At 40.8% G+C, this 22,055-nt stretch carries 20 protein-coding genes and 1 pseudogene; 7 read left to right on the top strand and 14 right to left on the bottom strand.

Going from position 1 to position 22,055, the window contains the following annotated elements:
- Positions 1–73 precede the first annotated feature (73 nt).
- Positions 74–214 carry a transposase gene (locus KG708_RS17850; RefSeq protein ID WP_366513613.1) on the top strand — a complete coding sequence of 47 codons (141 nt, stop codon included), beginning with the start codon at positions 74–76 and terminating at the stop codon, positions 212–214.
- A 739-nt stretch (positions 215–953) separates the two neighbouring features.
- The gene (locus tag KG708_RS12510) at positions 954–1,631 is read left to right on the top strand and encodes a TorF family putative porin (protein WP_213610283.1); all 678 of its coding nucleotides are present in this window, start codon (positions 954–956) and stop codon (positions 1,629–1,631) included.
- Positions 1,632–1,751: 120 nt separating this feature from the next.
- Here the strand turns inward: KG708_RS12510 and KG708_RS12505 are convergent, their stop codons facing one another.
- Both KG708_RS12505 and KG708_RS12500 read right to left on the bottom strand, forming a co-directional pair.
- Positions 1,752–5,330, bottom strand: a complete 3,579-nt coding sequence (locus KG708_RS12505; protein WP_213610281.1) for a M1 family aminopeptidase — start codon at positions 5,328–5,330, stop codon at positions 1,752–1,754.
- Between the two features lie 11 nt (positions 5,331–5,341).
- Positions 5,342–6,223 (bottom strand): ABC transporter ATP-binding protein, encoded by an 882-nt coding sequence (locus KG708_RS12500; RefSeq protein WP_182732365.1) that lies wholly within the window; start codon positions 6,221–6,223, stop codon positions 5,342–5,344.
- 187 nt (positions 6,224–6,410) lie between these two features.
- Here KG708_RS12500 and KG708_RS12495 point away from each other — a divergent pair.
- Positions 6,411–7,087, top strand: a pseudogene (locus tag KG708_RS12495) (nitroreductase family protein).
- On the opposite strand, the gene KG708_RS12490 reads toward KG708_RS12495, so the two are convergent.
- The 3 genes from KG708_RS12490 to KG708_RS12480 are packed head-to-tail and all read right to left on the bottom strand — an operon-like array spanning position 7,084 to position 11,727.
- Entirely contained in the window at positions 7,084–8,154 is a 1,071-nt protein-coding gene (locus KG708_RS12490; RefSeq protein ID WP_213610279.1) for an efflux RND transporter periplasmic adaptor subunit, read from the bottom strand. The pseudogene KG708_RS12495 and the gene KG708_RS12490 overlap by 4 nt on opposite strands.
- The gene (locus KG708_RS12485) at positions 8,144–11,419 is read right to left on the bottom strand and encodes an efflux RND transporter permease subunit (RefSeq protein WP_213610277.1); all 3,276 of its coding nucleotides are present in this window, start codon (positions 11,417–11,419) and stop codon (positions 8,144–8,146) included. The genes KG708_RS12490 and KG708_RS12485 overlap by 11 nt, the downstream gene beginning before the upstream one ends.
- Positions 11,420–11,424: 5 nt before the next feature.
- Entirely contained in the window at positions 11,425–11,727 is a 303-nt protein-coding gene (locus tag KG708_RS12480) for a metalloregulator ArsR/SmtB family transcription factor (protein WP_213610275.1), read from the bottom strand.
- 129 nt (positions 11,728–11,856) lie between these two features.
- Here KG708_RS12480 and KG708_RS12475 point away from each other — a divergent pair, with 129 nt between their 5' ends.
- Together KG708_RS12475 and KG708_RS12470 are read left to right on the top strand one after the other, a co-directional pair.
- Complete coding sequence (locus tag KG708_RS12475) at positions 11,857–12,045, top strand: DUF2892 domain-containing protein (RefSeq protein WP_213610274.1); 189 nt, start codon at positions 11,857–11,859, stop codon at positions 12,043–12,045.
- 4 nt (positions 12,046–12,049) lie between these two features.
- Positions 12,050–12,394, top strand: coding sequence for a rhodanese-like domain-containing protein (locus tag KG708_RS12470; RefSeq protein ID WP_213610273.1), 345 nt, complete (start codon positions 12,050–12,052; stop codon positions 12,392–12,394).
- Positions 12,395–12,458: 64 nt separating this feature from the next.
- Here KG708_RS12470 and KG708_RS12465 read toward each other — a convergent pair whose 3' ends face one another.
- The 4 genes from KG708_RS12465 to KG708_RS12450 all read right to left on the bottom strand — a co-directional run bounded on the left by KG708_RS12465 (position 12,459) and on the right by KG708_RS12450 (position 14,341).
- Positions 12,459–13,001, bottom strand: a complete 543-nt coding sequence (locus KG708_RS12465; protein ID WP_213610272.1) for a PH domain-containing protein — start codon at positions 12,999–13,001, stop codon at positions 12,459–12,461.
- A gap of 113 nt (positions 13,002–13,114) precedes the next feature.
- Positions 13,115–13,732 carry a LysE family translocator gene (locus KG708_RS12460; RefSeq protein WP_213610271.1) on the bottom strand — a complete coding sequence of 206 codons (618 nt, stop codon included), beginning with the start codon at positions 13,730–13,732 and terminating at the stop codon, positions 13,115–13,117.
- 9 nt (positions 13,733–13,741) lie between these two features.
- On the bottom strand, positions 13,742–13,924 hold the full coding sequence (locus KG708_RS12455; protein WP_008109493.1) for a hypothetical protein: 183 nt from the start codon (positions 13,922–13,924) through the stop codon (positions 13,742–13,744).
- Positions 13,925–13,942: 18 nt separating this feature from the next.
- Positions 13,943–14,341 (bottom strand): DUF3224 domain-containing protein, encoded by a 399-nt coding sequence (locus tag KG708_RS12450; protein WP_213610270.1) that lies wholly within the window; start codon positions 14,339–14,341, stop codon positions 13,943–13,945.
- Between the two features lie 103 nt (positions 14,342–14,444).
- On the opposite strand from KG708_RS12450, the gene KG708_RS12445 reads away from it, so the two are divergent.
- Positions 14,445–16,223 (top strand): ABC transporter transmembrane domain-containing protein, encoded by a 1,779-nt coding sequence (locus KG708_RS12445; RefSeq protein WP_213610269.1) that lies wholly within the window; start codon positions 14,445–14,447, stop codon positions 16,221–16,223.
- A 14-nt stretch (positions 16,224–16,237) separates the two neighbouring features.
- On the opposite strand, the gene KG708_RS12440 is transcribed toward KG708_RS12445, so the two are convergent.
- Both KG708_RS12440 and KG708_RS12435 read right to left on the bottom strand, forming a co-directional pair.
- Positions 16,238–16,903 carry a hypothetical protein gene (locus tag KG708_RS12440; RefSeq protein WP_213610268.1) on the bottom strand — a complete coding sequence of 222 codons (666 nt, stop codon included), beginning with the start codon at positions 16,901–16,903 and terminating at the stop codon, positions 16,238–16,240.
- 104 nt (positions 16,904–17,007) lie between these two features.
- Positions 17,008–17,640 (bottom strand): OmpA family protein, encoded by a 633-nt coding sequence (locus KG708_RS12435; RefSeq protein ID WP_213610266.1) that lies wholly within the window; start codon positions 17,638–17,640, stop codon positions 17,008–17,010.
- 183 nt (positions 17,641–17,823) lie between these two features.
- Between KG708_RS12435 and chrA the strand changes: the two genes are divergently transcribed.
- Positions 17,824–18,975 (top strand): chromate efflux transporter, encoded by a 1,152-nt coding sequence (chrA, locus tag KG708_RS12430; protein WP_213610264.1) that lies wholly within the window; start codon positions 17,824–17,826, stop codon positions 18,973–18,975.
- Here chrA and KG708_RS12425 read toward each other — a convergent pair.
- Genes KG708_RS12425 through KG708_RS12415 form a run of 3 tightly spaced genes read right to left on the bottom strand, consistent with a single transcriptional unit; the run spans position 18,935 to position 22,001 of the window.
- Entirely contained in the window at positions 18,935–20,194 is a 1,260-nt protein-coding gene (locus KG708_RS12425; protein WP_213610262.1) for a mechanosensitive ion channel family protein, read from the bottom strand. The genes chrA and KG708_RS12425 overlap by 41 nt on opposite strands.
- On the bottom strand, positions 20,191–21,111 hold the full coding sequence (locus KG708_RS12420) for an acetyltransferase (protein WP_213610260.1): 921 nt from the start codon (positions 21,109–21,111) through the stop codon (positions 20,191–20,193). Before KG708_RS12420 ends, KG708_RS12425 begins: the two co-directional genes overlap by 4 nt.
- Before the next feature lie 17 nt (positions 21,112–21,128).
- Positions 21,129–22,001 carry an acyltransferase gene (locus tag KG708_RS12415; protein ID WP_213610258.1) on the bottom strand — a complete coding sequence of 291 codons (873 nt, stop codon included), beginning with the start codon at positions 21,999–22,001 and terminating at the stop codon, positions 21,129–21,131.
- Positions 22,002–22,055: the final 54 nt, after the last annotated feature.

Below are 22,055 nucleotides of genomic sequence, written 5' to 3'. Positions count from 1 at the left end.
GAAGCAAAGCAGATTGAAAAACAACTGCATGAAATAGTTAAAGAAGATAAAACCTGTAATCGCTTACAAAGCCTTGGAGGGAGTCGGTCCAGTCTGTGCAGTCTTGATAAAAATAGCACTAGGTGATGCGACACATTTCAAAAGTGGTCGAGAAGCCGCCGCTTGCTTTGGTTTGACACCTGTACAACATAGCAGTGGTGGTAAAGAAAAATAGGCTCGATATCTAAAGTGATAGGAAATAAGAAGCTGCGTGAAGTGCTTTGTTTAAAGGTGCATTAGCTGTTGTTTCCCAACTAGGAAAAAGAGAAAGTCGCAGTGAAAAGATGTATGGTTAAAAGCATTAACCGAACGTCGAGGAAAAAGTAGCAGCGATTGCTTTAGCGAATAAAACGATAAGAACGGCTTTTGCAATGCAAAAGCATAATAAAGAATATCAGCCGAAATTACTTGCGGCTTTAAAATTTGTCAAAAAAGAGCGCTTAAAATAGGTAAGACCAACCTTCAATAGACTGTTAGGGTCTGAAGTTTCATAAACTGCTCAACAGAAAAGTCATGAAGGTGCGAATACATAAGAGGCCAGAGGTAGCTCCTCAATTTGAGCCCGTATATAAGCTAGCATCTAAATTTATTTTAACTTTTTCTTTTTGACATTTTCGGGGAGTCCATATAAGACCCTAATATAGGTAGCCTGGTAGCGCTCCAATGGTGCAGCCAGGCTTTTTTTTGCACCAGCAGTGCGTTCTTTCCTTACATACTTTTCACAAAGCGTCTTTGCGCATAATTTCAACACTTTGTTTTATAATATAAAATTTATTTTTTATTAAATAAATGGAAGCTGGCACATACAGTGCAATTCCCCCTGCAGTAACCTAATAATACGCCGCCATTCAAAAGGTTGTAGTCGTTTATAATAAAAACCTTGGCGTGCAAAATCATACAATGGGAAATGAAACATGCTAAAACTACAAAAAACAATACTCATCAGTGCATTGGCATTAACAGGAATGACATCAACAACGGCCTTTGCCGAAGTAACGGCTAATGCAGCCGCTACTTCTAACTACTTATGGCGCGGACAAGAGCAAACTGGGGGCGATGCGGCTGTATCTGGCGGTATTGATTACGCTCATGAGTCTGGCTTTTATGCCGGAACTTGGGCGTCAAATGCATCTTGGGCCGATGAAATGACCTATGAACTTGATTTTTACGCTGGGTTTAGTGGCGCAATCACTGAAAACGTAAGTTACGACGTAGGTTATATTTACTATGCTTATCCGGATGCTGCATCGGGTGCCGATGCTGATTTTTCAGAAGTGTACGGCAGTATTAGTGTGCAAGGTTTTACATTTGGTGCAGCCGTACTTGCAACATCTGCTGCCAGTGGCGACGGAACTGATTTTGGTGATTCATTGTATTTAAACGCCGATTACAGTTTTGCCATTGGTAGCAATGGCACTGAAATGGCGCTACACATAGGTCATTACTCGGGTGATTTCATCGGTGATGACAATATTATTGATTATGGCGTATCAGTTTCTAAGGATGGTTTTACCTTTGGTCTATCTGATAACGACATGGACGGCTCAGATGTTAAAGCTTATGTAGCATACGCTGTAGACTTTAGCTTATAAAAGAATGTGTTACTTGCTGCAACACTAAGGGCCGAAAGGCCCTTTTCTCATTTTATATTTTCACTATTAATAATAAAGGCCGCATAAATGCGGCCTTAAAAACGCGAAGGTAAAAAAGGATTAAAACTTAGCGAGATTATCGACGCTGTCTTTGTCTATTAACTTAATATATGGGTCAACACCCGCGAAAAGCGGCTTTTCTTTCACTTTTAATTCAATGGTGTTAATGCCTGTTACTAACCGATGCTTTTGTGAGTAAATCACAAAATCTTCTGCGAGTAGGTTTTCAGGGTCATCATTAAACAATGCGATATCAATCATTTCATCAAGTGGTTGCTCTGCTTCTTCACCTTGACCATCGGCACGCTTTTTAGCGGCATTAACCGTTAGAGTGACCGTGTACAAGCCATCACTATCAGCCTCATCAGACACTTTCGCTTCTTTCATTGTCAGCTCATATAAAGTGATATACATAAACTGATCATCAATGAACGCTTGCTCTGCGGAAGTCGCGTCACGTTTCAAATAACTAAGTAAATCTAACGTGGTCGGGTAAGGATTACTTTGATATTTAAAGTCACTAACAAACTCTTTTAAAATGCTGTTTAAACGCTCCTCCCCAAACAAATCATGCATGGCCATCATCACCACTGAACCTTTTTGGTAATAAATATGCGCTTGGCTTTCTACTTTATACAGCGGCATTTCTTGATACGCTTCAACCGAGCGACCTTGCAAATACTTATCAAGTTCATACTTTAAGAATTTACGTAGCTTTTGCTCACCGTATTTTTTCTTAAGTACCATAATTGCGCTGTATTGCGATAAACTTTCTGACAATACTGCAGCACCCTGCACATTAGCACCTATTATCTGATGCCCCCACCATTGGTGTGCGACCTCATGAGCAGTAACATAGTAAGGCACATCAATTTTACTACTATCGCGATTGTCTGTAATAAAACCGATTTGCTCTGAATAAGGTACGGTATTTGCAAAACTTTGCGCAAATGATTCATAACCCGGGAACTCAATAATACGCATTTGTTTATGTTGATAAGGGCCAAACTGCGCAGAAAAATAATCTATTGAATCAGTAACCGACTCAATCATACGATCAACGTTCCACGTATGGTCTTGATGGTAATAGACTTCAACATTTACTCCATTATGCGTTATTTTTTTAGACTCTAAACGAGCGGATAAAATGGCATAAAAGTTTATTATTGGTGAATCCATTTCATAACGGAACGTGCGTCGTCCGTCAGTCACTGTTTCACTTTTTAAATAACCTGGTGCAATTGCAAATTGCGACTCATCAGTAGTAATGGTTGCAGCAAAGTTGATAAAACCACCATTCGCGCCAAACATGCTTTGTTTGTAATACTGAGTGTCTTCAAGTTTATTAGCACGCTGTAGCTCAGGTAAGCCACGTTTACGACGCTCATGTTTATCCGTTAATTGATAACTGTCGTTATAACCAAAGCGCGGGAATAAGCGCCAATTATCAATAAATGTGCCATTAGCAACAAGCTTAGTATCGGTGTTGCTATCGACAAAACCTTGGTGGCTGCGCTCGACTGAAATCTCACCTTTGCGCACTTCACCAGGCATTAATGGCTGAGTAAATTCAAACCACGCTGAGTTATAGTCAGGCAATTGTTCAGTAATGTCGCCTCCGGCAATTTTAACACTCCACTGTGGGCTGTTATCCGGTTTACTCACCAAAAATCGCTTAATCGCTTGATCACTAGTATTGGTAATAAGCACATTGGCAGTGGCGAGTATTTTGCGCTGCTGTGGATATATCGCAACATTAAGATCAACGTCAGTGATTATCGGTAGTGGGTCATCTTTATACTGCACAAACTGTTGCTCGTATTCAACTTGCAAGTTTTCAAGTTGATCTTTAGTATAAAAATCATTCAGCACTCTTGTATTATAATAAATTTGTGCGCCCGCAGCGATAAATACCACTAACCCAAGTACTGCCGCCGCTTGCCCTTTTCGACCTAAGTTATATTTTAACTGCGCAAAACGATTGCGTAAGCTTTGCGACGGGCCACGGTGCCACAATGCAAGCCCAATAACGGCTAGCACCACACTTAACCCTCCCCAATAAAGTGTGTACCATGCCACTCCAGTTAAGTAATGACCATAACCGTTAATATCTGAATAGGGGGCAGGACTTGACTGCGCAAAATGATACATCTTATGACTAAATCCATAACTACTCAGCACCATTGAAACTAAATAATACAGGCCAAATAATCCCATACCGATATATTTATTTGCACTCACTATTTGCAGAAAAAAGGCCAAAATAGCGAGCATCACAAAAGGTAAAAAAGAAAAATAACCCAACCTAAATAGGTATTGTCCAAGCTCTAAGTTAAACTGCCCTTTAATTAGCTGTACAGTAATTGTAAGCACCATACTAAAAACATAAAGCAAGCCTATAACACTTACTAAAGCCAACAACTTAGACACCCAAAACACACTATTATGCACCGGAAAGCTATCGACAATATCACCCATGCCGCTATTACGTTCACGCCATACTAGCTCAGCGCTGTAGTACACAATAACAATAGTAATTAATAGTCCTATTGCATTTTGAATGATACCAACCATGTTTTGAGTAACAGGCCAATTAACTGTGCCATACCAACCAACTGGAGCTAGTAATGGCACCATAAGTACAGCTAAAGTAATAATACCTAAAATCAAAAATGGCGCACTGATAACAACTTGTTTAAACTCAAAAGCACAGCGCAATAATAGCTGTTGTTTGAAAGAACTTGCGCTCGCTTTGTGATTTACCGAAGAAGCAATGAGAGCCGCCTCTTTTTGTTTAGTTAAATTAGAGGCAGCGAGTTTCTTCTTTTCGCGCTTGATAACAATGCGAGATGACAGCTTGCCTGAGGCAAAAAATATAACAGCTGCCAATATAACCCATAATATACGATTAAATAGTAAAACCCCTGTTAGCTCTAACGTTTGAGTATTTTTATCACTCGCAGTCCAATAACGAGTAATATCAAGTAATGAGCCACTTGCAAAAGGATCGGCATAACCCACTATCCATCGAAACGCTAAATCATCAAAGTAAACAGATACGGTAGAGTAGGCGATTAAAAATGCAACCGCGGTAAGATATACTGCCATCATTGAGCGAAAATACGTTGCCACACCATTAAATATAGCCGCTAAAACAAACAAGCTAGGCACTGCCATATAAAAATAGGCCGTTAAGTAATAGCCTAACTTGTTATCTCCTACCAACTCAGGATCAAGCCAACCAACTAGCAAACCAAAACCAGATCCTAAATATATTCCCAGCGGTACAAACGCAAAAATAAGCGCAACAACACAGTACGAACCTAAAAAGCGCCCTAATTGATACATTAATGGCTTGAATGGCTTGCTAAAAACCAGCTCTGACATATTCGTTTCATCATTACGAATCGCAGAACCAGCAACAAAATTTACCACTAAAAAAATAGCAAACTGAAGCAAAATACTAACTAGCATCAAGATACTAAATGGTGAATTCACATTAACGTTGCTGCCACCAAGTAAGACGTTGTCACTGCTACTTGCAAAAAAAGCCACTAAAAAAAAGATTAAAGCGGTTACATAAAATGAAGGCTGACGTATAAAATAACGCAGCTCAAAGGTAAGCATATTTAAAAACATGATATCCTCCCCTACGCTGCACTGATATTACGATGCTGATGCAAAGTAGAAAAATACACATCTTCTAAGTTAGCATGACTAGCAGTAAACCCTTCAGGCGCTTGCTCACCATACACATTTAAAATTGTCTGCCCAGCGAATAAACGCTTTGAAATCACTGGTAGATGCTGTTCAAGCTCTTGCGCTTCAGTTTGGTTGGTTGTTTTTTGCCAAATTTTACCTTGGAGTTTATCAGTAAGTGCTATTGGGTTACCTTCAAGTAAAATTTTGCCACTGGCTAATACCGCCATATTAGGGCAAAGCTCCGCGACATCTTCAACAATGTGAGTTGATAAAATGACCACTTTTTTCTCGCCAAGGCTTACTAATAAATTATGAAAACGATTACGCTCTTCAGGATCAAGACCTGCTGTTGGCTCATCAACAATCAGTAAATCAGGGTCACCAAGTAATGCTTGTGCGATACCAAAACGCTGGCGCATACCACCAGAAAAACCACTCACGGCTTTATTACGATGCTGATACAAATTTGTATGTGCCAACAAGCCTTCAACCGACTCTTTACGCAGTGCTTTATTATCGAGCCCTTTTAAAACAGCCATATGATCAAGTAAGTCATAAGCTGAAACTCGCGGATAAACACCAAAATCTTGTGGTAGGTAGCCTAAACGCTGACGAAGCGCTTGTGGGTCTTTAAATGCATCAATACCGTCAAAGATCACAGAACCTGCATCGGCTGACTGCAAAGTGGCAACAGTACGCATTAACGATGATTTACCGGCGCCATTTGGTCCAAGTAATCCAAACAGACCTTTTCCTATTGATAAATCAACCCCTTGTAGTGCGTGCACCCCGTTATCGTAGGTTTTTGATAACCCTGTTATTGATAGCATTTTTACTTCCTTGAATTGTAAGTATTATTTTTGTACTGCTTTATACCATATTAAAAACGGGAACATAAGTTAGTAATGAGTTAACTTTGTAACAATAAATAAACAGAAATTCTTCTAATAACACTTGCGTAGAAATGAGCCTCTGGGTATAAAAACCAAACACTCTAAAAATAAGAAGCGAACAGCCATGCAAAATCATAAAAGCCAACCATTAGCCGATTTTATAGAATACCCGCCAGAGGAAATGCTGACGCGTGCGAATGAGTTTTTACAAACGAGTCAACGCCGTCATAGTATTCGCAGCTTTAATGACCGCCCTGTGCCAAAAGAAATCATCGAAACCTGTATAAAAGCGGCAGGTACAGCGCCTAGTGGCGCAAACCACCAGCCTTGGCATTTTGTAGCAATTAATAGTAGTGATGTTAAAAAGCAAATTCGTGAAGCAGCCGAGAAATTAGAACGCTCATTTTATGAAGGCAGAGCCGGTGAGGAATGGCTTGATGCATTAAAACCCTTAGGCACCGATGCTAACAAACCCTATTTAGAGCACGCGCCATGGTTAATCGCGGTGTTTAGTCAAAAAAGGGGGGTGTAAATACGGACGATAAAAACACGAATTACTATGTGCATGAATCAGTAGGACTGGCCACTGGTTTTTTAATTCAAGCCTTACACCGCGCAGGTCTTGCAACACTTACCCACACACCAAAACCAATGAGCTTTCTAACCGATATTTGTGGACGTGATAAAGACAATGAACGCCCTTATATGTTACTTATTACTGGTTACCCAGATGAGCATGCAACAGTGCCGCTGCACGCCCTAGATAAAAAATCGCTGGATGAAATAGCCTCGTTTATTTAGTCGCTTTGACTTGGCATATAGTCAACAGCAAGTACATCACCCGCTTTTAGACCTGCTATTACGTGTTGCTGATTATTTATAATACGGCCTAAACGCACGAAACGTTTAACCAGCGTTTCGTTTTCAAGTACATACACCATATTGAGCTGGCCAAACTCATGCACCCAACGTGGATCAATTAATACGCCTTGGGTACTTTTTATGGGTAACTGTAGTTGAGCATAAAGGCCTGGCATTAAACCAAGTTGCGCATCGGCTTCTAGACGAATAAGCAGACTGCGCGCCGCGTTATCTGCCACTGGTACAATTTCGCTCACCGTTGCGGGTGTTGTTATATCAAGAGAAGGTAGTACCACATTTAAACTATTCCCTACTCTTAATTTTACTGCTTGTTGTTCTCGTACATTAAATTCAAGCTGTAACTGTAATGGGTTATACAAAGTAATCAGCGGTTTACCGGGTGTTGCAGTATCGCCTGGCTCGGTTAGGCGCTCAACGACCACGCCCGAAATAGGAGCAGTAATATGCGTATAATTAAGCGATACCTGAGCTTGCGTTTGCTGTTGTTTAGCAACCGCTAAATTAGCGGTTAAGTTTTCAAACTTTGCTTTGGCGTCATCTAATTCACTAACAGACACTAATCCTTGCGCATTTAAATCAATCATTCTGGCTAGTTGCTTTTTAGCTTGCGTTAACGACGCTTGCACCGCATTAATATTTGCACTACTTTGCGCTAACGCCGCTTTAAAATCATCTTGCTTGAGCATAATAAGTAAATCGCCCTTAGCGACTTTATCGCCAGCACGTACTTTTAATTGCTCAACCTGCGCCATAACATGCGATGAGATTTGCGTATTTTGTTTTGCTATTACACTACCTGGTACCTGCTCAGTGCCTGCAATACTTTGCAGCGTTACCGTTACTCGCTCACCGTGATAGTTCGTTGTTTGTGATTCTTTTAAGCCAGCAGTTTGCTTGTCAGAAAAGCTGCCTGCCATATAAAGTACAGCCATAATAATGACAAATAACGCGGCAAATGTGCCTATAAGTCTTGATTTACCCTGCATGCGCTTTATCCTCTGTGCTTGCAAACACTAAATAATAAACAAGCGGTACTACAAATAATGAAAATAATGTAGACGCCACAATGCCAAAAATAATTGCAATCGCGAGCCCGCTAAATACCGGATCGAGTGTGATCACTAAATTACCCAATAAAGTGGTGCCAGCGGTTAGGAGCACAGGGCGCATTCGTACTGCCCCAGCTGCAACAAGCGCCTCTTTAATTGCCATGCCTTGGCCGCGAGCTTGATTAATAAACTCAACCAAAATAAGTGAGTTACGCACCACGATACCTGCAAGGGCAATCATGCCTATCATCGCTGTGGCAGTAAATAATACCGGCTCTGGGGCATCGGCTATAGCGCGCTCACCAAACTGATTTAACAGCCAAAAACCTGGCATTATGCCTATCACTGTTAACGGAATAGCCGACATGATAATCAGCGATAAACTCGCCGACTGGGTTTGTATGCGTAAAATAATAAAAATGGCACTGAGCGCAAACACAAAGGCAATACCCATATCTCTAAACACATCAATAGTAATACGCCATTCTCCCTCGCCGCTAAAGCTGACATGGGTTCCTTGTGGTAATTGCCATGGAGCAGTTCCGCCATTATTAAAAAAGTGACGACTGACCCAAGATGTTTTAACAAACTCATCGTTTGATGCATTTAAATCAGCATTCACATCAGCAATCACTTCCGCTGGTGTGCGTCCATTAAGCTCAGCCATAACATAAATCACGTCGCGCTGATCTTTACGTACAATCGTTTTAGCAACCTGATGCTGTGTAAATTCACCGAGCTCTGAAAGCGATACTAACGGCCTTGGCGCACTGCTTAAACCAAACTCGTTGCTAGTTTTAGCTAAATCTCTGTCGCCCCTTACCTGAAGTGCAAGTAATTGCGAAAGCTGATTTCGCTCGCTATAAGGTAGCTGTAATTTAATATCAACGGGCTCTGTTTCATTGCTCACATAAAGTACACCCACGTTTTCACCTTGAGAGGCAATACTGAGTGTTTGTGCAATATTTTGAGTTGAAACCGCACTGAGTGCGGCCTTGGTTTTATTGGTAACAAAGCGTTGTAATGGCGAAGGTGACACCATTGAGGTGTCTACTTCAACTACATGAGGTTCTTGTTTTAAACGCGCAGCTAACTGCTGGGCAGCGTGAAAATGTGTTTGCTCATCAACAAAAGCATCTCGGTAAACCTCAGCAACCAAAGTACTAAGTACCGGTGGCCCTGGTGGTACTTCAACCACTTTTATTACAATGCCATCGGTTGCTAGCGTCGCGAGCTGTTCGCGAAGGCGCATAACCACCCCATGGGATTGATGATCGCGCTCAGACTTATCCACTAACAATACTCTAAGCTCGGCGAGATTCGCTGCCTCACGGCGATAATAACCGCGCACCATACCATTAAAGTCCATACTTGAAGGTTGGCCAACATAGGCCGCTATTTCACTTACTTCGTTTAATTGCCATGTGAGTGTTTGGATTTGTTTAGTAAATGCAGCTGTGCGCTCTAGATTAGTACCCTCTGGCATATCTATCAGTACTTGCAGCTCATTTTTATTATCAAAAGGGAGTAGCTTTAAAGGCACCAAACGCATCACGGGTAACATGGCGCTAATAATAAATAACACTAAAGTTAGCCACAAAACAAGTTTAGCTCGCCCCTTAGAAGCCAATAATGGGCTTAATAGTCTTTGATATGCACCAACTTTAGGAGCAAGCTCGGACGGTTGTTCGTTATCAGGCTTGAGTAACTTCATCGCAAGCCAAGGGGTTACAAAAAATGCAACAATGGTAGAAACCATCACGCTAACCGGCACATTAAATGCCATAGGTGCCATGTACGGCCCCATCATTCCGGTGATAAACGCCAGTGGAATAAACGCCACCATAATGGTGAGTGTAGACATAAGTAAGGCACTTCGAATTTCGCTCATTGCACCAACAATTTGCTGTTTTTTATCGCCTTTTTTATTCAAAAAGCGGCTAATGTTATCAATACCTGTAATTGGGTCATCCACCAATAAGCCCAAAGATAAAATAAGCGCAAACAACGTCACTCGGTTAATGGTATAGCCAAATGCAAAATCCAGAGCCAGTGTAATGCCATAACAAATAGGCACAGCCAGCCCTACCACCACGGCAGGACGCCAACCTAAAAACACCCCCACAAATATCACCACAGTAAAGACCGCAAATACTAAACTTGAAGTAAGGTTATTTACTTTTTCATCGGCAGTTTGGCCATAATCTCTTAATACTGCATAGCTCACCTCAGGGGGTAATAGCGTGCGTGTTAGCTGCGTCATCATTTGATGAACATCGTTGGCAACTGCAACAGCGTTCGTGCCGGTTTGTTTTGCAACACTTAATGTTACCATGGGTAAATGCTGCTGGTTTGCCGATTGAGCAAGCCATTGGTAATGCTTAGCTTCACTTGGGCCATCAATCACGTTTGCAACATCTAGCAAGTACACACTTTTGCCATTAACAACATTCACTACCAGCTGCTCTACAGCAGATTGACTTCGTAGTACATCACCTGCTTGCAATTCAATTTGCTGCTGGCCATCAACCACACTACCTACTTGCGTTAGTTGATTAGAGACACTTAATGCGTAAAAAACGTCATTGACGGTTGTTTGGTGAGCAGCCAATGCGCTGGCATTTAAATTAATGGTGAGTGTGCGTTTACGACCAGCAATGACTTTTACTTCACTGGTGTGTTCAATACGCTGTAAACTGTTGGCAATTTCGTTAGCAAAGCGGGTTAACTCGTAATCACCATAAAGTTGTGGGTCTTTACTGTATAGCCCAAGCATAACAATAGGGACATCATCTACTTCAACGGGCCGTATTTGCCAACTTTTGATAACGGAAGCCATAGTATGTTGATAACTATTAAGTTTTGCATAGGTATCTAAAATTGCTTGTTCGCGATCATGGCCTACCTCAAAGCGGAGCGTAACCACTGCGGCATTCGTTTGTGTAGTGGAATAAATATGTTCCACACCACCAAGTTGGGCAAGTAGCTTTTCCAGTGGTTGGGTAACCAATCTGGCTACCTCTGGTGCTTCTACGTTGGGTGCCGATACGTATATATCGAGCATAGGCACCACTATTTGTGGTTCTTCTTCTCGCGCTGTTTGTTGTAAAGCAAATAAGCCAAACAAAATTGATAACACAAAAATAATAACCGGAATACGGCCGTTTAAACTACTTTTTACTGCGTTATCAATCATGCTCATAACTTTTAGCCCTTGCAAAACAGTCCATATAATGTGCCTAACAAATGCACGGCATTTTGATCAATCACACGATAATAAATGGTCTGGCTTTCGCGACGAGTAGCTACTATATTAGCTTTTCGCAGTGTCGCTAAGTGTTGTGATAACGCCGACTGCGCTAGCGGTACGGCTTCGTTGAGCTGCGACACGCTCATTTCGGTATCTTGTAATGAGCACAAAATCATTAGCCGGTTTTTATTTGCTAATATTTTTAGTAGCCGTTCGGCTTGGTTTACATTAGTTGCCATCGCTGTAAAGTCAATATTCATACTAAGCTCTTATTCTAAAATAGAGTCTGAGTATATGACGTTAGATTAAAAAAGTCTAACATTAGAACCTTCTAATATAGTGTTTTCTAATGTATTGACTGTACTGAATTAAAGAATTGGCCTACTATAATGAAACTAAACAACGCGCTTAGACTGATCGCCGGCATAATGATTGTTATGTCACTTTTATTGCAAATCTATCACGATCCTAAGAGGATTTATTTTACTGCCTTTATCGCAGTAAATTTAATCCAATCAGCGTTTACTAGCTGGTGCCCAATGATCACAATTTTACGCAAATTTGGCTTTAAGGAATAAAACGATGCTTACACCTATCCCCGATTTACTAAAAATTATTACGCCTAATCAACGTCGTATCGACGCAGAACAAGCTAAACAGGAGATCAGTGAAAACAAAGGGTTACTCATTGATGTGCGTGAACCGGCTGAACATGCAACCAAAGCAGCAAGCGGCGCAATTAACATTCCGCGCGGCTTACTTGAAATGAAGCTAATGGAAATAGAAAAAGACGCAGCACGCCCTATTTACTTACATTGTGCCAGCGGTGCGCGTGCAACATTAAGCGCTGAGGCACTGACACGCGTAGGCTACGAAAACGTCACTGTAATTACCTGTAAAGCAGAAGAGGTTTGTCAGGTATTTTAAAGGCAAAAAAGATTAGATTACTCGGCGGTCAAATGATCGCTGAGAATTAATCTATACCTGCATCTTACTTCCTCTCGTTTAACAACGTGACTAACATTTGCTCGATATTTTTTACGCTATAGGTAAGCGAGCGGATAAGCTCTACTTGGCTTTGTGGTTCAGCGTTATTAGATTGTGTTGGCTGATCTGCAGTTAGGTTATCTTTTTGAGTTAAAATGGCTTCACGAAACTTACTGGCATTAACGACCCCCAATAAAGATACCAACGCACCGTTGCCAGACTGCCCTGCTGTTTCAAAGCTTAAACGGTACAAACCAAATAAACGCATCAGCGGGCCTTGGCTTAACCCGACGTCAGTTATTTTTTCAAGTGGGATTGATTTTTCTTCTTTAAAAAAAATACCGCGTTTGACCACCAGCTTTCGTTCTAGTAAATCGGCCGACATAGCCGCTAATACTCGCCCTGCGACTAGCCACACTAAAAGTAATACAGCGGGTAGTAAGGGAATAGTAACCAGTGCTAATAAACTAAATAATGCAGCTATCGCCATCCAATATTGTTTTACTTTAGGGTCGAACGATGCGCTTTTTAATATGAGTGCGGTCATGGTATTTTATTTGTTATGAAAATGAATAACCAAAATACGTGAATAAAAAATTGAATGCAATAGGTGCAAAATGCTAAGTATTAACAAATGCTCAGCAGCGCTTTTTCCTAAAACTATACACTTACTATTACCCTAATTGCTAAAGCTATAAATACCATACCTAATAGTCTATCTAACCACACATTTTGTTTGGTAAAGCCAAAGCGCTTTTTAGACACCTCAGTAAGTAAAGCCACCAATAAATACCACCCAGTATCTATTACAAAAACGGTTAAGCACATAATAATACCGATGTTTAATGTAAGGTTTTCTGGATCGATAAACTGCGAAAATAACGCCAGAAAGAAAATTGCCAACTTAGGGTTTAAAAATGCAATCGCAAAGCCATCTTGTAACGCCTTAGAACTGCTCACTGCACTTTTTTGAACTTGCAGCTCGCTGTCGTTAGGTTTTGAAAATAGTATTTTCAAACCTAAATACGCTAAATAGGCTGCCCCTAAGTACACTAAAAATTGATACACAGTAGGAAACTGCAACATCAATGCGCCTAATCCCAATAATGAGGCCGCAGCATATAAGCCAACCCCAAAACCATGGCTTAATGCTGCCAACATGCCATTTTTCATCCCGCCATTTAAGCTATGCTTTAATACCACAGCTAAACTAGGCCCTGGCGACATTGCGCCCATCATGCATACCAGAGCTAAGCTAAACCATAATGATAATGCCATTAGTAACCCTTATATTTCTTCATTTTCAATAAGTAATGCATAACCATGCACTTGCCCATAAAAGCCTGTCAATGGCACTGCGTTTATTACTTTCCAGCCGTCTTGGTTTAATTCCTGTATGCGATCATTTAGTGCGACTATATCTACCCCACCCAAAAAACGGGCCTTTCTGAATTCGATTACTTTTTGCATTTTTAATCCTTGTGTACCTTATAACATGTATTCAAAATCGTAATGGTGAATCCCTTGCTCAATCCGTATTTTCATACTGCCTGTTAATCCTTGCAACTCAGCCGTTCCTGAGTCGGGCACTACATTTAAAATTAAGCTGTCTTGGCCTTTATCCATAGTGCCAAAATGCTGTAATACAAAACCGCCTTGCAAACCATCAAGCTCACCTATTACTTGCTCAATAGCTACATAACCGGCACTGCCTTGAGTCGGAGTCATAGCGCTGAGCATTTCACCCTGGCTAGTTGCGGTTAGGCCACCAGTAAATTGTTTATCAATCGACATACGACCTAAATTAACGCCTTGCTGCCCGTGTGCATACCCTTCTAAAGGCGCTAATGTAACGGTAAACTCGCCTGTTATCTGTTTAGTTGTCATAATTTTTCCTGTTGATGGCTTTTAATACAATTGATTTTTAATACTATTGCTTTTTAATCTATTGATGCCATATCTATACCTTAATCATCAATAAGAATCTACTATGCCTACAGACAAGTCTGCTTCAGATAAAGCCGCCTTTAGCGCTTTATTCCCTATATTCAATTTTATTAAGCCTTATAAATGGGTGGTTTTAGGGGCTCTAGTGGCATTACTTGCCACCGCAGGGGTTAATTTATCGCTAGGCCAAGGCGTTAAATTTGTGATTGATCATGGCTTTATTGCCGGTTCTCAAGCGCAATTACAACAAGCTGTTTTGGTATTAATTGGCTTGATAAGTTTATTGGCGGTGGGTACATTCAGCCGGTTTTATTTAATGTCGTGGATTGGCGAGCGAGTCAGTAACGATATTAGAAAAGCTGTATTCAATCGTATTGTTACCTTGCACCCGAGTTACTTTGAAGAAAATCGCAGCGGCGAGCTGATGTCGCGACTCACCACCGACACCACATTACTACAATCTATTATCGGCTCGTCATTTTCTATGGCGCTGCGAAGCGCGCTAATGTTAGTGGGTGGTTTAATTATGCTGCTTGTAACTAATTTAAAGCTCACCTTGGTGGTGGTTGCCTGTGTGCCTTTAGTACTGGTGCCTATGATAGTGTTTGGTAAAAAGGTGCGCAAACTCGCCAGTTCTAGCCAAGATGCGATTGCCGATATAAGCACCTACGCGGGTGAGATTATTCAAAACATAAAAGTGGTACAAAGTTATAGCCATGAACAGCAAGAGCAATCTGCTTTTGCGCTTGAAACCGAAAAGGCCTTTAATGTGGCTAAAAGCCGAATTAAACAACGTTCGTTTTTAATTGCAGCTGTTATTTTTCTTACCTTTAGTGCTATTAGTGCCATGCTCTGGGTAGGCGGTAGTGATGTGCTAGCTGGCACTATGACGGGCGGTGAACTTGGCGCGTTTGTATTTTATGCCATTATGGTGGCCATGTCGGTTGCCACCGTTGCAGAGGTTTACGGTGAATTACAACGCGCCGCAGGAGCCGCAGCAAGATTGCTCGAACTGCTCGCCGTTAAAAGTAAAATACAAAACCCCGAAATTCCACAAGATGAACAGTTACATGCAACAACCAGCAACAGTGCAATTTCACTTGAAGGTATTAGTTTTAATTACCCTTCTCGCCCAGATGTAAGTGCATTAAATAATATCAGCTTAAATATTGAAACAGGTAAAACTGTGGCTATTGTTGGCCCTTCCGGTGCGGGTAAAACCACCTTATTTGAACTGTTACAGCGCTTTTACGATCCAGCCAGCGGAGCGATTAAGTTTCATAATATAGATATTAAAGAATTGTCGTTAAACACCTTACGCAACAAAATGGGCATGGTGGCACAAAACCCGATTTTATTTAGCTCTGATGTCATGCATAACATTCGCTATGGCAACCCAAGCGCCAGTGACGAGCAAGTTTATACAGCTGCTAAACATGCCCATGCCGATGAATTTATTAAGCAATTACCACAAGGCTATAACAGCTTCTTAGGTGAGCAAGGCGTAAGACTATCGGGCGGACAAAAGCAGCGTATTGTACTTGCCCGCGCCATTTTAAAAGACCCTGAAATACTGCTACTCGATGAGGCTACCAGCGCGCTTGATGCGCAAAGTGAGCATCATGTTCAGGCCGCACTTGAGCACTTAATGCAAAATAGAACAACGCTGATTATTGCCCATAGACTAGCCACGGTAAAACACGCCGATATGATTGTGGTGATGGAAAATGGCGAAATAAAAGCCACAGGTACTCATCAGCAATTAATGGCAAGTAACCCTTTGTATCAAAAGTTATGTGAATTACAGTTTAATCTAGATTGATTGCACTTTAGTAGTTACTTTTTATCAAGCCATTTATTCATTGCGGTATCGTAAGCCTCAGTTAGCTTAGTTTTATCGCACTGTACACCAACAAAATAACTATCTGGCAAGTCATTTTTTGGTATAACTCCAGCACCAACGAATACCTTTTTAAAACAGCTATCACCTCGTCGGTAAGTGGTAAATTGCATATTTTGCTGCTCTATTTTTAATAGTGGCTTCACCTTCCCTGCATGCTCTTTTGGCACGGTAATACGCTTTTTCTGAGGATCATTCTTTGCAGTATCAGAATAGCCAGTTTGTTGCTGCAAAATACTATTGAGCCCTTTTTTCAGATCTATCTTTTTATAAGGCTTTGCGGTTACAGGGTGGGTATTTTTAGTGGCGAAATTTACCGGCTCAGTCGTCTTCTGTGTTTTTTTATTAGTCGCATTTAGTGGTTTTGAGTGGGTTGCATGAGCAGGCTTAGTTGGGCTTATTTCTGTATTAATATTTTTATTAGCGCTTTGTTGAGGGGCTTGTAGCGTTACTTTAGTTTTGGCAGGCACATTCACCATATACGCTTTAATTGGCGTTAATTGCGGCTGTTTAATTTTAGGTGCTTTTAAGGTAGTTAAAAAAAGCAAAACTAGCCCATGTAAACATACCGATAAAATAATTGCCGTACGCCACTTTGTCATAAACATGTCCCTATAAAGAACTCGTTATGACAACTAACTGACTTAAAAGTTTCCTTTAAATAAATACACAAACCGCGCGCAAACGCGGTTTGTAACTACAAAAGCTAACTTTGAGTGTTTGGTACAATTTGAATTTCTACTCGGCGATTTTGCGCACGGCCATTGGCGGTATCGTTAGTCGCTATTGGGCGTGATTCGCCATAGCCGCTAGTGCTTACTCGTGCAGCCATAATTTGCTGGTTCACTAAGTAGTTTTTGACACTTTGCGCGCGCTGCTCTGATAACGTCATATTGTAGCTATCTTTACCTGTGCTATCGGTGTGGCCTTCAACACTTAAATAGGTTTTTTCGTATTTATTCATCACTTTCGCAATCGCATTTAGAGTGTCGTGAAAGCCTGATGAAATATAAGATTGATCAGTCGCAAACGTAATATTAGAGGGCATCACTAAGCGTAAGTTATCGCCTTCACGTACTACTTCTACTCCCGAACCCGCTAGTTCATCACGAAAAGCAGCTTCTTGTTTATCCATGTAATCACCTACAGCGGCCCCCGCTAGTGCACCAATCGCAGCACCAATAAAAATACGCTTATCTTTATGGTTACCTGTAGCTTTACCTAAAATACCACCCGCTGCAGCACCTATAGCGGCGCCTTTACCTGTGTTATTCATTTCACAGCCAGAAAGTAATACAGCAACGACAGTGACACTTAAAAGTGATTTAGTTAACGTCATGGTGATTTCCTATTCATTTAGAATTTATTATTGCGATTATGCAAATATATGTATGAACCAACAATGAAGAATAACGTATAAGCGTTGATATTGCCTATCAAATAAGGAAGTAGTGATAGCGTTTCATAAAAATGTCATACTTGTTTGTAACACTTTATGGTTTATCAAAAGGCGATTGCCATTATGCTAATTGCGATTTTTAGACAGTTTTTTTTACTTGGCTGCATGAGCTTTGGCGGCCCTGCCGCACATTTAGGTTATTTTAAGCACCACTTTGTTGATTCGCTTCGCTGGTTAAGCACAGCGCGTTACGCGCAGCTCATTAGCTTAAGTCAAGCCCTACCAGGCCCGGGATCAAGCCAGGTTAGCTTTGCGATTGGCGTAGAGCGTGCGGGTGTACTCGGTGGTATCGCTGCGTTTATAGGCTTTACTCTACCTTCGTTTTTGATCATGGTGCTAATTGCAATAAGTGCACATCAGTTTGATGCTGTTTATTTTGCTATTATTGCAGGTTTGAAACTATTTGCTGTGGTTATTGTTGCTGATGCTACGCTCAGTATGGCGAAAAGCTTTTGCACCAGTGCGGTACTTAAACTTCTGGCGATAATGAGTACTTTGGCACTGATTTTATTTCCTATGTTAGGCACTCAAATCGCCGTTTTAGTAACCGCTGCCATTATTGGTGCTGTATGGCCTTTACTTAACTTAACTAAATCGACAGACAATGTTAGCAGGGAAAAAACCAATATCAATTGGATTGCTCTTGGCTTATTTGCACTACTGCTTGCCATAAGCTTTATCCCACTTGGCGAAAGCATTGCTTTATTCGCACCTTTTTACCAAGCCGGTGCCATGGTATTTGGTGGTGGGCACGTTGTATTACCTGTTTTGCAAGCGGGTCTGCCTACGTTGACTGATGATCAATTCTTAACTGCGTATGCCAGTGCCCAAGCCGTTCCTGGCCCTATGTTTACTATAGCCACCTTCTTGGGGGCAAAATTAGACTCTGCTCAGCCATTGGTGGGTGCGCTAATCGCAACATTATTGGTATTTACTCCTGGATTTTTACTGATGCTGGCATTTCAAAAAAGCTGGATTAACTTAGCCAACAAGCCTCGTTTTGCCAGCTCAATTGCCGCGCTTAATGCTGCTGTAGTTGGCTTTTTGGCGGCCGCATTATATTCGCCTATTTGGAGCTCGGCGATAAGCAATATGTGGCAGATTGCGCTAGTAGTTGCTGCGTTTGCATGGTTACGCATTAAAAAGCCACCTATTTGGTGGCTATTATTACTCTTTATTGGGATTGCCCTTGGGCAACATTATTGGACACTTTAATAATGGGTTTGTTTGACATCTTATTACTGTCAGCTGGGCTTAATTGCCCACTGACACTTTGGTAAGCGCGCAGCCCAAACACCGGTAACACAGCCAATAAATGATCCATAATTTCAGCTTGCAAATGTTCGTACGATACCCAACGTTTATCTTCACTAAAGCAGTAAAACTCAATTGGTAAACCATGATTAAGTGGTTGTAGCTCGCGCACCATAAGCGTGAGTGAGGTGTTAATTTTACTGTGCTGTTTTAAATACCCCTCTGCATATCGGCGAAACAGCCCTAAATTAGATACCGGATCAGGTAATGTTCCTAGTCGAATAAATTCTTGCAGTGGTATAGCCGCTTCTATTTGTGCTTTAAAGTCATCATCAACCAAGAAAATGCTATTCATATCTATATTTAAAGAACGCTTAATGCGACGCCCGCCAGATTCTTGCATACCACGCCAGTTTTTAAATGAACCGGCCACAAGCATATATGTCGGGATGGTAGTAATGGTGTTGTCCCAATTGCGTACTTTAACGGTATTTAACCCTAAATCAATCACTTCACCGTCGGCACCATAGTTATCTACTTGGATCCAATCGCCGTAGGTGACTAAGCGATTAGCAGCAATTTGAATACTGGCCACAAAACCTAATATGGTGTCTTTAAATACCAATAAAGTAACGGCGGCAATTGCACCAAAACCAGAGAGAATATATGTGGGCGATTTTTCAAGCACAATACTAACGATTAATATTGAACACACAATAAAGGTTATGAGCTTAACTACTTGAATTAACCCTTGAATAGGTACTTCTCGGGCAAAGTCTAATTGGTTATAAATAGCCCCTGCAATGCTCACAATACTACTAATAATAAAGCCAACATAGATGATTAATAACGCTTGACCTATCGTTGTAAGAATTTCTTTAGCAATAGCATTTACCGGGTAAACACTATCAAAAGTGGCTAAAAAAAATACACAGCACAACATGCTGGCTACTCGCTTATTTAATTTAGTCAACATAGGTGACAATGAGCCAATACGTTCAGGCGAGAGTTTAGTGACCACCTTTTGAATACCCGGTAACATTAAGCGACGAGTAAATAAGTAAACAAATAATAATGAAATAACGCCTATCGATGAACTCGTAATGGCACTGAGAAAAAAAGCATCAGGAACTTTTTCAAACCACGGAGTAATTAGCTCCTGCAGGTGTGTTTTGGTCATGGTATTTCAATTTCCTTACTCGGTGTTAATTCAGTATTAGTTTGCTGAATGTGAAGAGCGCTTAATTGCTTATCTTTTATTGCCCATAAATTATTTAGGTACTGCTGAAACTCAATCCTGAATACTTTGTCGGTTTGATAGCTACCAATCATCTGTTCATTAATTGGCATCACTTCAATTGTAATATAAATAGAATCTAACTCGCCCTTTAAAACGTTACGACATATATGATTTGACTTACCGCTATACACTAAACTGGTATTAAGCATAGCGTCAAATTGATCGTTTAAAACCTCTAAGGCAAAAGCCGTTCCACCGGCTTTAGGCCTTAATAAATGTTGAAAAGGGCTTTGTTGATGCTGATGCTTTTGCGCAGTAAAACGAGTGCCCTCTACAAAATTAACTATGGTTGTAGGGTGATGGCGAAAGTGACGACAACTGCGCTTGGTACGCTCGACATCTAAGCCTTTTAAATTAGGATTTTTTGCCAATTGCGCTTTGGTGACTCGTTTCATAAACGGCATACCCATCGCCCACGCACCAGTACCTATAAAAGGCACGTACTTTAGCTCATCTTTTAAAAAGAACTTAGGGGCTGGCAATGCATCCAACGAGCTCAATACCGCAATATCAAGCCAGCTAATGTGATTACTGATCAATAAGTACCAACTGTTAGCATTGACCTCACCACTAATATTCACTTCAATATTATTACAACCTAACCACAGCCCTAAGCGGTTACCTTTACACCAGCCCTTATAAGCACTGTGTAAAAGTTGACTCACTATCGGCAAAGGCAGTACACATTTAATCAACCCTAAGGTAAGCACTAATGCGCCAAATATTATTAAATTAGTAAATAGAACACAGCCAACAATTAAGCCATTTAACCAGTTAGGTAACCATTTTTTTAGCATAACTATCAGCCTGTTTATTATTTTTGTTCTAAATTAGCCAGTGTTTGATTTTTTTCTTCCCAAAGGCGATTTAACTCGCTTTGAAAACGTACTCTAAAATCGGGATCATGAGTGTAATCACCAATTAAGTCGTCACTGACTCCTTTTACTTCAACATGCACGTTAATCTGATTTACTTTGCCAGCCGCAAAATCCATAAAAGTAGGAATGCCCTCAGGGTAATGAATAGTGACATTGACCACTTTAGAAATTTGCTCACCCATGGCTTGCATTACAAATGCAATCCCCCCTGCTTTGGGCTTGAGTAAATGAGGAAACGGGCTATTTTGACGCGCATGTTTTTGCGCTGTAAAGCGCGTGCCTTCTACAAAGTTAACCACACTAACCGGCATTTCTTTAAACTTTTCACAGGCTTTACGAGTAGTTTCTAAATCTTTACCACGCAATTTAGGATTCTTTTTTAACTGGCTTTTACTGGTGCGAGTCATAAATGGAAAATCAAGCGCCCACCAGCATAAACCTAAAACGGGCACGTAAATTAACTCTTTTTTCAAAAAGAAGTTTAAAAAAGGTATTTTGCGGTTAAATACTCGCTGCAGCACTAAAATATCTACCCAACTTTGATGGTTTGCAATAACTAAATACCAATCTTTTAGTTTCAAGTCTTCAAGACCTGTCACCTCAAGCTTAGTTGGAGTAAATACGGTTTGATTTAACGTGTTAAACGTCACCCAAATAGAGGCACATTGCTTAGCAGTCCAGCTCATCAATTTTTGTAGTGGTTTGATTGGGATTAACTTAACAATCCCACAAATAAAAATAGGCACAAACCAAAAAAGTGTGTTTATTGTGTAAAAGAAAATACTAAATACACTGCGAATAACTGACATTACTTCTATTCCTTTAAACATCGCGCAGCCACTAGTGACCGCGCTTAACTATGC

Source organism: Pseudoalteromonas sp., assembly GCF_018402495.1.
In the GTDB taxonomy this organism is placed as follows: Bacteria; Pseudomonadota; Gammaproteobacteria; order Enterobacterales; family Alteromonadaceae; genus Pseudoalteromonas.
This window is presented reverse-complemented; position numbering and strand designations above follow the sequence as displayed.